Origin of the sequence: Kitasatospora humi (assembly GCF_020907985.1) — a bacterium.
Lineage (GTDB): Bacteria > Actinomycetota > Actinomycetes > Streptomycetales > Streptomycetaceae > Kitasatospora > Kitasatospora humi.
In genome coordinates this window covers 22672-35677 of sequence record NZ_JAJJPA010000014.1, presented here as the reverse complement: position 1 = coordinate 35677, position 13006 = coordinate 22672, and the positions used below count along the sequence as shown (strand labels likewise).

The 13006-nt window shown below is 76.2% G+C and carries 11 protein-coding genes and 1 tRNA gene; 7 read left to right on the top strand and 5 right to left on the bottom strand.

Features of this window, described 5'->3' with window-relative positions; genetic code table 11:
* The first annotated feature begins 81 nt into the window (after nt 1-81).
* Nucleotides 82-648: a hypothetical protein gene (locus LN042_RS15825; protein WP_230051855.1), complete on the top strand. Its 567-nt coding sequence runs from the start codon at nt 82-84 to the stop codon at nt 646-648.
* 15 nt (nt 649-663) lie between these two features.
* Here LN042_RS15825 and LN042_RS15820 read toward each other — a convergent pair whose 3' ends face one another.
* Nucleotides 664-2085: an MFS transporter gene (locus LN042_RS15820; protein WP_230051854.1), complete on the bottom strand. Its 1422-nt coding sequence runs from the start codon at nt 2083-2085 to the stop codon at nt 664-666.
* 228 nt (nt 2086-2313) lie between these two features.
* Here LN042_RS15820 and LN042_RS15815 point away from each other — a divergent pair.
* Nucleotides 2314-2385: transfer RNA gene (locus LN042_RS15815), tRNA-Cys, on the top strand.
* Nucleotides 2386-2498: 113 nt separating this feature from the next.
* On the opposite strand, the gene LN042_RS15810 is transcribed toward LN042_RS15815, so the two are convergent.
* The 4 genes from LN042_RS15810 to LN042_RS15795 all read right to left on the bottom strand — a co-directional run bounded on the left by LN042_RS15810 (nt 2499) and on the right by LN042_RS15795 (nt 8201).
* On the bottom strand, nt 2499-4802 hold the full coding sequence (locus LN042_RS15810; RefSeq protein WP_230051853.1) for a xanthine dehydrogenase family protein molybdopterin-binding subunit: 2304 nt from the start codon (nt 4800-4802) through the stop codon (nt 2499-2501).
* Nucleotides 4799-6061 (bottom strand): (2Fe-2S)-binding protein, encoded by a 1263-nt coding sequence (locus LN042_RS38020; RefSeq protein ID WP_372495749.1) that lies wholly within the window; start codon nt 6059-6061, stop codon nt 4799-4801. The genes LN042_RS15810 and LN042_RS38020 overlap by 4 nt, the downstream gene beginning before the upstream one ends.
* Before the next feature lie 20 nt (nt 6062-6081).
* Nucleotides 6082-6963 (bottom strand): FAD binding domain-containing protein, encoded by an 882-nt coding sequence (locus tag LN042_RS15800; protein WP_230051953.1) that lies wholly within the window; start codon nt 6961-6963, stop codon nt 6082-6084.
* 953 nt (nt 6964-7916) lie between these two features.
* The gene (locus tag LN042_RS15795) at nt 7917-8201 is read right to left on the bottom strand and encodes a DUF3039 domain-containing protein (RefSeq protein WP_101381600.1); all 285 of its coding nucleotides are present in this window, start codon (nt 8199-8201) and stop codon (nt 7917-7919) included.
* A 166-nt stretch (nt 8202-8367) separates the two neighbouring features.
* On the opposite strand from LN042_RS15795, the gene LN042_RS15790 reads away from it, so the two are divergent.
* The 5 genes from LN042_RS15790 to LN042_RS15770 are packed head-to-tail and all read left to right on the top strand — an operon-like array spanning nt 8368 to nt 13003.
* Nucleotides 8368-9159 (top strand): SDR family NAD(P)-dependent oxidoreductase, encoded by a 792-nt coding sequence (locus LN042_RS15790; protein ID WP_230051852.1) that lies wholly within the window; start codon nt 8368-8370, stop codon nt 9157-9159.
* Nucleotides 9160-9181: 22 nt separating this feature from the next.
* Nucleotides 9182-10441 (top strand): aminotransferase class I/II-fold pyridoxal phosphate-dependent enzyme, encoded by a 1260-nt coding sequence (locus LN042_RS15785; RefSeq protein ID WP_230051851.1) that lies wholly within the window; start codon nt 9182-9184, stop codon nt 10439-10441.
* 13 nt (nt 10442-10454) lie between these two features.
* Nucleotides 10455-11420, top strand: a complete 966-nt coding sequence (locus LN042_RS15780; RefSeq protein ID WP_230051850.1) for a diiron oxygenase — start codon at nt 10455-10457, stop codon at nt 11418-11420.
* Nucleotides 11417-12184 (top strand): tryptophan 2,3-dioxygenase family protein, encoded by a 768-nt coding sequence (locus tag LN042_RS15775; RefSeq protein WP_230051849.1) that lies wholly within the window; start codon nt 11417-11419, stop codon nt 12182-12184. The genes LN042_RS15780 and LN042_RS15775 overlap by 4 nt, the downstream gene beginning before the upstream one ends.
* A gap of 27 nt (nt 12185-12211) precedes the next feature.
* A complete protein-coding gene (locus tag LN042_RS15770; protein WP_230051848.1) occupies nt 12212-13003 on the top strand; it encodes an alpha/beta hydrolase family protein in 792 nt (263 codons plus the stop codon).
* Nucleotides 13004-13006 lie beyond the last annotated feature (3 nt).

Below are 13006 nucleotides of genomic sequence, written 5' to 3'. Positions count from 1 at the left end.
GGCCCGCTCGGGGTGCGGCGGTGATGCGGGGCCGGTTTCCTGTTGTCAGCACCCATCACCCGCCGTAAGGAATCCCTTGCCATGCGCGTTCGCCACTTCGCCGCCACCGGGCTGCTCGCCCTGGTCGCCGGGCTGGCCGCGGCCGTCCCGGCCGCCGCCGATCCGGTCATCATCGAGCCGGACCCGGTCTCCCCCGGCGGTCGGTTCACCCTGTTCGACGGCGGCAACTGCGACCAGGCGGGCGGGCTGGCCACCTTCAAGGCGCGCGGGCAGGCCGACGGCACCGCCACCGGCTCCGCCCGGGACATCCCGGCGGTGGGGCTCGGCTCGCTGCACGGCCTGGTCGGCGCGGTCGCCACGGTGCCCGAGCACGCCCGGCCCGGCGTCTACGACGTGACCGTCACCTGCGCCACGGCCGCCAGGCGAGGGGCGACCACCACCATCACGGTGCGCGGCGGTGCGACGAGCCACGGCGGTCACCAGGAGCACCGCGCCCCGAGCGGCCGTCCCAGCGGACCGAGCGGCCCCAGCCACGCGGGTCTGGGCGGCAGCGCCGGACCGAACGTCCCGGAGGCGCTGGCCGGCGTCATCCTGCTGGGCACCGCGGCGGCCGCCGTCGCGCACAACCGGCGGCGGCACGGCTCCTGACGGCCCGACGGGCGCTCAGTCGCGCGGCCGCACCCGGCCGGCCAGCGCCGCACCACCGACCGCGACCGCGGCCATCACCACGAAGATCGTGCCGAACGCCGCACCGGGCACGCCCGCACCCGCGGTGGCCGCCGTGACCGCGCCGCCGCCGCCCGCCGCGAACAGCACTCCGGCCAGGCCGACCAGCAGCACCGTGCCGAGCGAGTCGGACACCTGGAGCGACGCCGAGTTGGCGCCGGCCGCCCCGGGCGGCGAGAGCTTCATCATCAGCACGCTGATGCTGGCGATCAGCAGACCCATCCCGATCCCGCCGAAGGCCCAGGCCACCGCCGCCGTCCAGGTCGGCATGCCGGGCAGCAGCACCAGGGCGGCGCCCGCGATGGCGACCGCGGTGAGCACGAAACCGAGCCGGATCAGCAGCTCGCGGTGCCGGTCGGCGCCGGGCCGGCCCTGCAGCCAGGAGCCGAGCGACCAGGAGAGCCCGCCGCTGGTCAGGGTGAGTCCCGCCATGGTCGGCGACAGATGGCGCTGCGTCACCATCATCAGCGGGATGAACGCCTCCGCGGCGAAGAACGAACCGGACGCCACCCCGCGCAGCAGGATCAAGGTCGGCAACCCGCGCCCGGCCCGCAGGGTGCCGACCGGCAGCAGTCGCAGCACCGCGGGCACCAGCAGCGCCAGCCCGACCAGCGCGGGCAGCAGCGCCACCGGGTCGCGCCGCTCCCCCGCCCACTGCAGCAGTCCGGCGCCGAGCGCGGCCATCGCGGCGAACCCGATCCGCCGCCGGTTCAGCGCGCCGCCCGCCGGAGCCTGCTGCTCCCGCTCGGCCCGGCGCAGCGCAGGTCCCATCACGGCGAGCGGCAGCACCACCAGCAGCGGCACGGCGAGGAACACCCAGCGCCAGCCCAGGTGCTGGGTGACCGCCCCGGAGACCACCGGCCCGACGATCGACGGCAGCACCCAGGCCGCCGAGAAGGCGGCGAAGACGGCCGGCCGCAGCCGCTCCGGAAAGGCCCGCCCGACCACCACGTAGAGCGCCACGATCACCAGTCCGCCGCCCAGGCCCTGGATCGCCCGGCCGCTGACGAACAGCCACATGTCCGCCGCCGTGCCGGCCACCACCAGCCCGCCGGCGAACACCCCGATCCCGGCGAACAGCGGCAGCACCGGCCCGCGCCGGTCGCACCACTCGCCGGAGAGCACCATGGCGAACAGGGTGCTGGTGAAGTAGCCGGAGAACGCGAAGGCGTAGAGCCCCACCCCGTGCAGCTGGCGGGCCGCCACCGGCATCGCGGTGTTCACCGCGGTCGCCTCGAAGGCCAGCAGCAGCACCACCGACACGATCCCCAGGGTCAGTGCGCGGTACCGGGCGCTCAGCACTCCGCCCTGGTCAGGCGGGGTGAGCTGACTGATCAGGGCGGAGTCGGGCGCGGTCATGACTGCCATGGTAAGTCGCGTGTGCTTGGTTTGCTCCTGACCCTTTGGTCCTAGGACTTCATGCGGCCGTCACATTCGGCCATTGACCGACCCCACTGGGTGTCGCCTAAGCTCTTTCCCACCGGCCCCGCCGGAGCTCACCGGCGGAAGCCGACGGGAGCGGAGAGGAGACAGCGCGAATGCGCCGCACCGCCCCCTCCTGTCGTCCCGCCGACTGACCGTCCCCCCGGCCGTGTGCCCGAGTGGCTCAGGGAACCGCCTGCAAAGCGGTGTACACGGGTTCGATTCCCGTCACGGCCTCCCTTGCCGGCCGCACCACCGCATCCATGAGGTCACCGGTCCCGGCGCATCCCGCCGGGGACCGGTGGATCCCGTTCGGCCCGCACCGCACACGGGCCTCCCGAGCGGCCCGCTCAGCCCGCCACCGCGTCCTGCGGCGGGATCGGGAGGCGGCCGATCGGGAGGTTGGTGGCGGCGCGGACGGCGGCGGCGACGGCGGCCGGGGCCACCACGGCGGGGACGGCGCTGACCGCCTTGGCGCCGAAGGTGGCGACCACGTCGCGCTCCTCCACCAGCGTGGCGATCCGCACCTCGGGGGTGTCCAGCGAGGTGGGCAACCGGTAGCCGGTGAGCGAGAGGTCGTGCGGCACGCCGGCCGTGGTGCGCAGGTCCTCCAGCAGGGCCGCGCCGACCCCGTGGGCCACCGCCGCCTCGATCCGGTCCTCGATCTGCCCCGGGTTCAGGGCCCGGCCGACGTCCTGGGCCACCGTCACGTCGACCACCCGGACGGCACCCAGCTCGATGTCCACGTCCACCACGGCACGCATCGCGCAGAAGGCGATCGAGACGAAGGCGTCACCCTGGCCGGCCTCGTCCAGCGGCTCGGTCGGGTGCGGGCGGCACTGCGCGGTGGCCCACAGCTCCTTGCCCTCCAGCGCCTCGGTGACCGGCATGCCGAGCACCCCGTCGTAAGAGGTGATCTTGCCGTCGGCGATCGACAGCAGCTCCACGGACATGCCGAAGTCCGCGGCGATCGGCTGCAGCAGCTGGTGGCGGACCATCAGCGCGGCCTTCTCCACGGCCCCGCCGGAGACCCAGGTGTGCCGCCCGCGGGCGGACGGGCCGGCGATCGACTGGTCGCTGTCCACCGGCGCGACGTAGACCTCGCTCACCCCGAGCACCGACTGCACGATCTGCCGGGCCAGCGTGGCGAACCCCTGCCCGGCGTCGACCGCCGCGCAGATCACCGTGGCGTGGTCCCCGCTGACCCGCACGGTGGCGGTGGAGACCTCGTCCGCGCCCTCCGCGCCCAGCATGTGCACCATGCCGACCGAGTAGCCGATGCCGCGCCGCACCGCAGCCGGGTCGCCGGCCCCGCCCGGTCCGCCGGGCAGCAGCCAGGGGGTGTCCGGGTCGTCCAGCGGCAGCGCCGGCAGCGGCACCTCGTCGAGCGCCTCCAGCAGCGTGCCGACCGGGGCCGGGCAGGTGACGGCCTGTCCGGTGGGCAGCGAGTCGCCGGTGGTCATCGCATTGCGGCGGCGGATCTCCAGCGGGTCCAGGCCGAGCCGGGCGGCCAGCAGGTCCATCTGCGACTCGTGCGCGAAGCAGGACTGCAGCGCGCCCTCGCCGCGCATCCGGCCGGCCGGCGGGTTGTTGGTGCGCACCGCCCAGGCGTCCACCGCGACGTTCGGGCAGACGTACGGTCCGACCGCGAACGCGGTGGCGGCGCCCAGCACCTCGGCCGAGACGTCCGCGTAGGCCCCGCCGTCCAGCAGGATCTGCGCCTCCACCTTGACCAACGTGCCCTGGGCGTCGGCGTGGTGGCGGTAGCGCAGCAGCGCCGGGCGCCGGCCGCCGTGCGCCTGGAAGGACTCCTCGCGGGTCAGCACCATCTTCACCGGCCGCCCGGAGCGCAGCGCCAGCAGCGCCAGGACCACCTGGAAGGAGAGCTCCTCGCGGTCCGCGGTCGCCCCGGGCACGCCGGTGACCACCAGCCGCACGCGGTCCGGCTCCAGGCCGAGCCGCGCCGCCACCCTGTCCCGGTCGCCGTGCGGGTCGGTGGAGGACAGGTGCAGCTCGACCCCGCCGTCCGGCCGCGGCACTGCCAGGCCCGCCTCGGTGCCGATCGGCGCCGGGTCCTGCCGCCCCACCTGGTAGAGCCCCTCGACCACCACCTCGCCGACCGCCTCCTGGTCGCCGTGGCGCAGCGGCAGGTGGCGCAGCAGATTGCCGTTCGGATGGAGGGCAGGACCGTTGAAGGCCTGCTCCGGGTCGGTCAGCGGCTCCAGGAGCTGGTACTCGACGAGGATCGACGCGGCGGCCAGCCGGGCGGTGTCGGGGTGGTCGGCAGCGACCGCGGCCACCGGTTCGCCGTGGTGGCGGACCACGTCGGCGGCCAGCACCGGGCGCTCCGCACCCCGGTCGGACGGCGGGGCGGTACCCCCGTCGACCGGCTGTGCGGGCAGGTCGGCGGCGGTCACCACGGCGTGCACCCCGGGGATCGCCAGCGCCGCCGAGGTGTCGATCGAGACGATCCGGGCGTGCGGGTGCGGCGAGCGCAGCACCGCGCCCCAGAGCAGCCCCTCCGCCCATAGGTCGGCGGCGTACGGGTAGATGCCGAGCGCCTTGGGCAGCGCGTCGGTGCGCAGCGGCGAGTTGCCCAGGCCGTAGGCCGGGGCGGGGGTGCTCTCGGCCGGGCGGTCGAGCTGGTCGGTCATGCGCGGTCGTCCTCGGGGAGGAGGAGGCCGTGGGCGGGGGTGCCGGCCTCGGGCGTGCCGGGCGCGGTCTCGTAGACCGTGCCGTCGAACGGGGTGGCGGGCGCGGGGACGCCGTGGGCCGGGGTGCCCTGGTAGCCGAGCGGGTCGTAGGCGGTGCCCGGGTAGGGCGCCTGGGCGTACGGGCCGGCGGCGTAGGGCGGGGCGGCCGGGTAGCTGCCGCCCTGGTGCGGGATGCCGTGCGCGGGGGTCGGCTCGTACGGGGTGCCCTGGGCCGGGGTGGTGTCGTACGGCGCGGTGGCGGTGCCGTGCGCGGGGGTCGGCTCGTACGGGGTGCCCTGGGCCGGGGTGGCGTCGAACGGCGGAACGGCGGTGCCGTGCGCGGGGGTCGGCTCGTAGCCGGACGCCGCGTCATAGCCGGTGCCCTGGGCGTAGCTCGCCGGGTCGTAGCCGGGGTAGCCCTGGGCCGGGACGGTGCCGACGCCGCCGTCGGCGGTGGGCAGCGCCTCCTCGGCGGCGATCCAGTCGCCGTCGGCCTCGAAGACCGGCACCTCGCCGGCGGTCGCGGTGCCGCTCCAGGCGTCCTGGTACACCGGCGGGTCGAGCACCTGCGCGCCGGCCGGTTCCGGCGCCGGCGGTTCCGGCTGGGCGGCCACCTGCTCCTGACCCGCCGGCGCCACGGTGTCGGCGGACGGTGCCGACGCCTCGTCAGCCGCCGCGGCCGCCTCGGCCTCCAGCACCGCCGCGGCCCGCTGGTCCGCGACGGTCTGCACGGCCGCCAGCGCACTGCGGTACCCGGTGCACCGGCACAGGTTGCCGCAGAGCGCCTGGCGGGCCTCCATCTCGCTGGGCCGGTGGTTGCGCTGCAGCAGGTCGTGCACCGCCATCGCCATGCCGGGCGTGCAGTAGCCGCACTGCACCGCCCCGGAGTCGGCCAGCGCCTGCTGCACGTCGCTGACCGCGCCGCCGGCCGACAGGCCCTCCACGGTGGCGATCTCGCTGTCCGCCGCGAGTGCGGCCGGCACCAGGCAGCCGGCCACCAGCTGGCCGTCCACCTGCACCGAGCAGGCCCCGCACTCGCCCTGCTCGCAGCCGTTCTTGGCGCCCGCCAGCCCGAGCCGCTCGCGCAGCACGTGCAGCAGGCTCTCGCCGATCCAGGCGTCGGTGACCGGCCGTTCGAAGCCGTTCACCCGAAGCGTGTACGAGGCGGTGGGCCGCCCGTCGCCCGGCTGGGCGGGATGCATCGTCGGTTCGGTGCCCATCTGGGCGATCCCCTCGGCCGTCACTTCAGTGCCCTCCCCAGCGCCCGGCGGGCCAGCACCGCCACGGTACGCCGTAGCGCCAGGGCCGCCGCCGTCGGCCCCTGGGGCGGCAGACCCGACGCCGCGTCAGCGCCGTAGCCGTCCGGCACGCAGGCGGTGGCCACGTACTCGCCGAAGGCGGCCGCCGCGGCCGGGTCGATGGGCGTGGCGCCCTCCTCGCCGCGCGCCGACCAGTCGATGCAGCCCGCCACCCAGGCCTCCGCCTCCAGCGGCCGCAGCGGCACCGGGGCCACCGCGCCGACCGCGCAGCGCACCCCGCGCCGGGCCGGGTCGAGCACCAGGGCGACCGAGGCGGTGGCCCGGGCCGGACCGCTGCGCCCGGTGGCCTTGAGGAACACCTGGGGGGCGTGCAGCAGCGGCACCCGCACCCAGGTGAGCAGTTCGCCCGGACGGATCGGGTCGAGGCCGGTGAGCAGGTGGCTGACCGGCACGTCCCGGGTGCCGCCGACACCGGCCAGGGTCACCTGCGCCTCCAGCGCGGTGAGCACCGGCAGCGTGTCGCCGGTGGGCGCGGCGGTGGCGATGTTGCCGCCCAGGGTGCCGACGTTGCGGGTCTGCGGCGGGCCGGCGGTGCGGGCCGCGTCGGCCAGTGCCGGGATCAGCGCGGCGAAGTCGGGGCGGTCCATCCGGGCCAGGGTCAGGCCGGCGCCGAGCACCGCGGTGCCGCCGTCCTCGTAGCGCCAGCCGCGCAGTTCGGTGATCCGGCCGAGGCCGAGCAGCGCGGCGGGGCGCAGCCGTCCGGCGTTGACCGCCTCCATCAGGTCCGTGCCGCCCGCCACCGGCACGGCGGCGGGGCTGGTGCCCAGGGCTTCGACGGCCTCCGCCAGGGAGGTCGGCAGCATGATCGTCCGATTCACCTGGGTCCCACCATGCTCCACTCTCCTGGGCTGCGCTCGGGTCGGGCCCAGCCGTACCGGTCGGCCGCCCACCGGTCGGCCTGCCGCGCACCGCGGTCGCGGTACCGCCCGTAGAGTACGGGCCCGCGCTGCCGAACTGAAGCCGCAGGGGCCCGAAGGGAGGCCGCCCGCCACCTGATCTTGACGCGCCGGCGGTCCCGGAGGTTCCCCGTCGGCCGGACGGGGCGTCAGCGCACCGGCGGCGGCCCGCCCGGCGGTCGGCCCACCACCCCGGGTCGCCGCCGCCCCGGATGCGGCCCGGTCGGCGGGCGGTGGGCCGCGCCGAGCGCGTCCAGCCGGGCCGGTCGGCCGCCGAGCCGCCGCTCGCGGTCCGGCCGGTCCCGATCCGGCGGTTCGCGGGGCAGCTCGGACCGGGCGGTGTCGACGAGTGCAGCCGAACGGGGGAACGCCCGGAGGTCGGCGTCGCGGGCCGGGTCGGCGGATTCGGTGCACGGGGTGGCCGCCGGACGGCCTGAGCGCCCGTCACCTGACGGCCGCTCGGCTCGTCCGGTTTCGACCTGGCGGCGCCCAGCCGGTGCGGCGCGCGGCAGGGCCCGGCGGCACGCCTCGGGGCCCGGCAGCCTGCGCAGCACTGGGCGGCCCGGTGCGCGCCGGCCGGGCCGGTCCGGCCGGGGCGAGCGGGGGCCGCCCGGGCCCGACCACGATCCGTCGGCCCGGTGGCAGGGCGGGCCCGGTGGCGGCACTCGGCCCGCTGCGCAGCCGGCGTCCGGCGGCTTCGGTGCCGGACCGCCGGCCGGCGTGCCGTGCGGCCCGGGCGGCAGGGCGGGGTGCGGGTCGAGCCGGACGGCGGACGGACCAGCTCCATGCGGGCAGCCCGCCCGGCACCACCGGCGGTGCAGACCTATCCCGGGCCCGCGTGGGCCCGATGCCCGGCCGGCCTACTTGCCCTTGTTGTCGCCGCCCTTGTCGCCGCCGGCCCCGATGCCGTCGTAGATCTCCTTGCACATCGGGCAGACCGGGTACTTCTTCGGGTCGCGCCCGGGCACCCAGACCTTGCCGCACAGCGCGACCACCGGGGAGCCGGAGAGCGCGCTCTCCATGATCTTGTCCTTCTGGACGTAGTGCGCGAAGCGCTCGTGGTCACCGTCGCCGTTGGACACCTGCGGGACGGGCTCGACCAGGGTGCCGGTACCGAGGCCGCGCTCGGGCTCAAGAGTGCTCATGAGGGCCAAGTCTATGGGGGCCGCCCGGCAAACGGACCCCCGACTTCACCAAGCCCCGGGCCCCGTGGGCGTGATCCTTGTCGCCACCGCCCGGATTGGACACCATCAGCACAGCCCGTCACTCAGCGCTGCCACGACGGCCCAACGTTCCGGGAAAGGGCGGCAGATGTCGACACGCAACGTACTCGTCACCGGGGGTTCGGCAGGGATCGGCGCGGCCTGCGTCGAACGGTTCGCGCAGGCCGGGGATAACGTCTGGTTCACCTACCGGCTGGGGGCCGACCGCGCCGCGGTCCTGGCCGAGAAGCTCAACGCCGACGGGCCCGGCACCGTCCGGGCCTTCCCCTTCGACCAGGGCGACTGGGCCGACCACCAGCGGCTGCTCGACGAGCTGCCCGGTCCGGTCTGCGTGCTGGTCAACAACGCCGCGGTCGGCTCGGCCACGGTCGCCCGGTACGCCGGCCCGAGCCAGCACGAACGGGACGAGGCGATGCTGCGGATCAATGCGCTCGGCCCGCTCTGGCTGACCCGCAAACTGCTGCCGCAGCTGATCGGGCAGGGCTGCGGCAAGATCGTCAACGTCTCCAGCGTCGGCGGCGGAGTGTCGCAGTTCCCCGGCTTCCGGCTGGCCGACGGCATGAGCAAGGCCGCCATCGGCCACTTCACCCGGCAGCTCGCGGCCGAGCTCGCCCATGAGCCGGTGGACGTCTTCGCGATCTGCCCCGGCGCCGTCGAGACCGGCATGTTCGAGACCAGCACGCTCAACGCGCTGGACCCGACCGCGCAGGCCGAGCTGGTGCGCCGGCTGCCCCGCGGGCGGCTGATCGACCCGGCCGAGGTGGCCGAGTTGATCTTCTGGCTGGCCGGCCCGCTCTCCACCCTGCTGAACGGCGCCGTGATCGACGCCTCGATGGGCCTGGGCGTCCACCCCGGGCTGCTCACCGGCCAGGCGCACTGACAGCCCCGTCAGAGAGGCATCCATGGTCTCCCGCACCGCGGCGGCGCTGACCGCCGCGACACCCGCCATCGCCGAGGCCCATTTCCGGGCCGAGGCCCACCCCTACCATCCCGAGCGGCGGCCGGACGGCTACCTCAACCTGGGCACCGCCGAGAACCGGCTGCTCGGCGACCTGCTCGCGGAGCTGGCCGCCGAGCTGCCGCCGTTCACCGAGCCGGACACCCGCTACGCCCCGCTGCACGGCACGGCGGTGCTGCGCGAACGGATCGCCGAGCTGCTCACCACCGGCTACCGGGCGCCGGTCGACCCGGAGCACCTGGTGCTGGTCAGCGGGGCCAGCGCCGCCCTGGACGTGATCGCCACCGCGCTCTGCGATCCGGGCGACGCGATCGTGCTGCCGGCCCCCTACTACGGCGCCTTCGACACCGACCTCGGCGGGCGCTCCGGCGCCCGGCTGATCGCGGCCGCGCTGGATCCGGCCGACGGCTTCGCGCTCGACCCGGCGCCCCTCGACCGGGCGCTGCGGCTGGCCCGCCGCATCGGCACCCAGGTCCGGGCGATCGCGCTGGCCTCGCCGCACAACCCGCTCGGCCAGGTGTACTCCGCCGAGCAGCTGACCCGGCTGGCCGAGCTGGCCGCGGAGCACCGGGTGGCGCTGATCGGTGACCAGATCTACGCCCACTCGGTCTTCGGGCCGCGTCCGTTCACCGCGCTGGAGGCGCTGCCCACCGCCGCCGCCCGCCACACCGTGTGGGGCTTCGCCAAGGACTTCGGCCTGCCCGGCTTCAAGGCCGGCGTGCTGCACACCACCGACCCCGCGGTGCTCGCCGCCGCGCGGGCGCTGGCCTACTTCGCCCCGGTCTCCACCGGCACCCAGGCGGTGCTGGCCGCCCTGCTCGCCGACCCGGCCAGGACCGCCGCCTTCCTGGCCGAGAACCGCCGCCGACTGGGCGCCTCCGCCGCGGCCGCCGCCGATCAGCTGAGCCGGCACGGCATCCCCCACCGGGTGGCCGAGGCCGGCTGCTCGCTCTGGATCGACCTGCGCGACCGCCTGCCGGAGCCCGGTTTCGCCGGTGAACGCCGGCTCTGGCACGACGTGCTGGACCGGCTGCGGGTCAACGTCCTGCCGGGCGGGGCCTTCCACTCCCCCGAGCCCGGCTGGTTCCGGCTCTGCCACCCGCTGGACCCGGCGCTGGTGGCCGAGGCGATCGCCCGGCTCGGCACCTTGCCGGTGCACGCCGCGGCGGTGCGGGTCGCCGCCGCGGTGGACGGTGCCCGATGAGCGGCGGTGCCCGGTGAACGGGCGGAGCAAGCAGGGCGCGGGCACGCCCGGCCCGCTGGACCGCTGGTACGAGGCCGCGGGGGTGCGCACCGGGGTGCGCCGGATGTTCCACGAGGGCGCCGAGCAGGGGCTGGTCTTCTTCCCCGAGGCACTGGTCCCGCACCTGGACCACCCGGCCGTGCTGGCCCTGGAGCCGGCCCGGCGCCGCGAGCTCACCATCCGTCACCTGTACGGGTTCCTGCTGGCCACCACCCACCTGGAGACCCGGGTGGTGAACCGCGCCGCCGAGCGGATCGCCAACGGGCGGACCGGCCTGCCGCTGGCCGCCGGGCTGCGCGAGGACGCCTTCAAGGTGTACTGCGACGAGGGCTACCACGCGCTCTACAGCCTGGACCTGGCCGACCAGATCGCCGCCGTCACCGGGGTCCCGATCCCGGACCGCGACTACGGCGGCTTCGTCGACCGGATGGCCGCCTCGGCCCGCCGGCTGCTGCCCGGGCGGCCGGAGCTGGCCGCCCTGCTGCAGGCCGTCGTCTTCGAGACCCTGATCACCGCGGTGCTGGCCGAGGTGCCCAACGACGAGAGCGTGGTGCGCCCGGTCCGCGACCTGATGCGTGACCACGCCCGCGACGAGGGCCGCCACCACCGCTTCTTCTCGGCCTTCTTCGCCGAGCTGTGGGCCGGGCTCGACCCGGCGGACCGCCGCACCGCCGCCCTCGCCCTGCCCGATCTGATCCAGATCGCCCTCGGCGCCGACCTCGGCCCGGTGGTGGACTCGCTGCGGCTGGCCGGTCTGGACCGGCAGGCCGTCGGTGCGGTGCTGGCCCAGTGCTACGCGCCGGGGTTCGACACCCGGCGGATCCAGGAGATCGCCCGGTCGACGCTGCGCCTGTGCGCCTCGGTCGGGGCATTCGACCTGCCCGGCGTCCGGGAGGCGTTCGCCGCCCACGGGCTCTACGAAGTGGACCTCGCGCCATGACGACCACCACCCCGACCCTGACCTACGGCTCCTACCTGCGGCTGGACCGGCTGCTGGCGCTGCAGCACCCGGTCGCCGAACGGCCGGGCACCGACGAGGCGCTGTTCATCGCGGTGCACCAGGTGCACGAGCTCTGGTTCCGGCAGCTGCTCACCGAGCTGGCCGCGGCCCGCGACCGGATGCTGGCCGGGCAGCCGCGCGGGGCCCGGCTGGTGCTGCACCGCTGCCGCGAGATCGAGCGGGCGCTGCTCACCACCATCGAGCTGCTGGACACCATGGCCCCGCCGGCCTTCCTGGACTTCCGGGACGCCCTGGGCAGCGCCAGCGGCGCGCAGTCGGCGCAGTTCCTGGAGGTGGAGCTGCTCTCCGGGCCGGCTGATCCGGAACGGCTGGAGGGCCTGGACTGGCTGACCCCCGCCGAACACGCCAGGCTGCGCCGCCGGATGCACGAGCCGAACCTGTGGGACGCCTTCCTCACCGTGCTGGCGACGGCCGGCCACCAGGTGCTGACGGCGGACCAGCGGCGGGCCGCGCTGGTCGCCGTGGTCCGCGACGCGGGCGGATCGGAGCTGTTCGACCTGGCCGAGGCGCTGCTCGAGCACGACCAGGGCTGGGCGCTCTGGCGGGCCCGGCACGTGCTGGTGGTGGAGCGTCAGATCGGTCGGCGCCCCGGCAGCGGCGGCAGCTCCGGCGCCGCTCACCTCGCCGACCTTGCCCGCGGCCGGTTCTACCCGGAACTGTGGGAGTTCCGCAGTCGTCTCTGAGCCAACGTCAGCGAACCAGGAGCCGCCATGGACAGTCGAGCAGTCCTCACCCGCCCGGCCCCGCCGGTCGACCACACCCTGCGCTACGGCCCGCTTCCGGAGCAGGTGGTCGACCTGCGGCTACCGCCCGGCCCCGGCCCGGCCCCGCTGCTGGTGCTGCTGCACGGCGGCTTCTGGCGGCCGGAGGTCGACCGGACCCACACCGGGCCGCTGGCGAGCGCGCTGGCGGCGAGCGGCCTGCTGGTCGCGGTGCCGGAGTACCGGCGCACCGGCTGGCCGGACACCCTGGACGACGTGGCGGCCGCGCTCGACCTGCTCGCCGGGCCGCTGCCGCACCCGGTCAGCGGCCGCACCGTGCTGGCGGGCCACTCGGCCGGCGGGCAGCTGGCGCTGTGGGCCGCCGCCCGGCGCCGGCTGCCGGCCGGCTCGCCCTGGCGCACCGGGACGCTGCCCGACGCGGTGGTGGTGCTGGCCGGCTGCAGCTCGCTGGAGCGGTGCGCCGACTGGCACCTGGGGGACGACGCGGTGCTGGGGCTGGTCGGCGGCGATCCCGCCGCGTACCCGGAGCGGTACGCGGTGGCCGACCCGGCCGCCCTGCTGCCGCTCGGGGTGCCGGTCACGCTGCTGCACGGCGCCGAGGACGACCGGGTGCCGGTGGCGATGAGCCGCGACTACGCCGGGCTCGCCGCGGCCGCCGGGGACCGGGTGGAGCTGCGGGAGCTGCCCGGCATCGACCACTTCCAGCTGATCGACCCGCTCACGGCGGCCTGGCCGGCGGTCCGGGACGCCCTGCTGGCCGCCGCCCGTCCGGTGCCGTAGCGG

Coding starts and splice junctions, on each gene's coding strand:
- LN042_RS15810 (WP_230051853.1), bottom strand. CDS start 4,802: ATGACCGACCAGCTCGACCGCCCGGCCGAGAGCACCCCCGCCCCGGCC.
- LN042_RS15785 (WP_230051851.1), top strand. CDS start 9,182: ATGGTCTCCCGCACCGCGGCGGCGCTGACCGCCGCGACACCCGCCATC.
- LN042_RS38020 (WP_372495749.1), bottom strand. CDS start 6,061: ATGGGCACCGAACCGACGATGCATCCCGCCCAGCCGGGCGACGGGCGG.
- LN042_RS15800 (WP_230051953.1), bottom strand. CDS start 6,963: ATGCTGCCGACCTCCCTGGCGGAGGCCGTCGAAGCCCTGGGCACCAGC.
- LN042_RS15775 (WP_230051849.1), top strand. CDS start 11,417: ATGACGACCACCACCCCGACCCTGACCTACGGCTCCTACCTGCGGCTG.
- LN042_RS15790 (WP_230051852.1), top strand. CDS start 8,368: ATGTCGACACGCAACGTACTCGTCACCGGGGGTTCGGCAGGGATCGGC.
- LN042_RS15820 (WP_230051854.1), bottom strand. CDS start 2,085: ATGACCGCGCCCGACTCCGCCCTGATCAGTCAGCTCACCCCGCCTGAC.
- LN042_RS15770 (WP_230051848.1), top strand. CDS start 12,212: ATGGACAGTCGAGCAGTCCTCACCCGCCCGGCCCCGCCGGTCGACCAC.
- LN042_RS15825 (WP_230051855.1), top strand. CDS start 82: ATGCGCGTTCGCCACTTCGCCGCCACCGGGCTGCTCGCCCTGGTCGCC.
- LN042_RS15795 (WP_101381600.1), bottom strand. CDS start 8,201: ATGAGCACTCTTGAGCCCGAGCGCGGCCTCGGTACCGGCACCCTGGTC.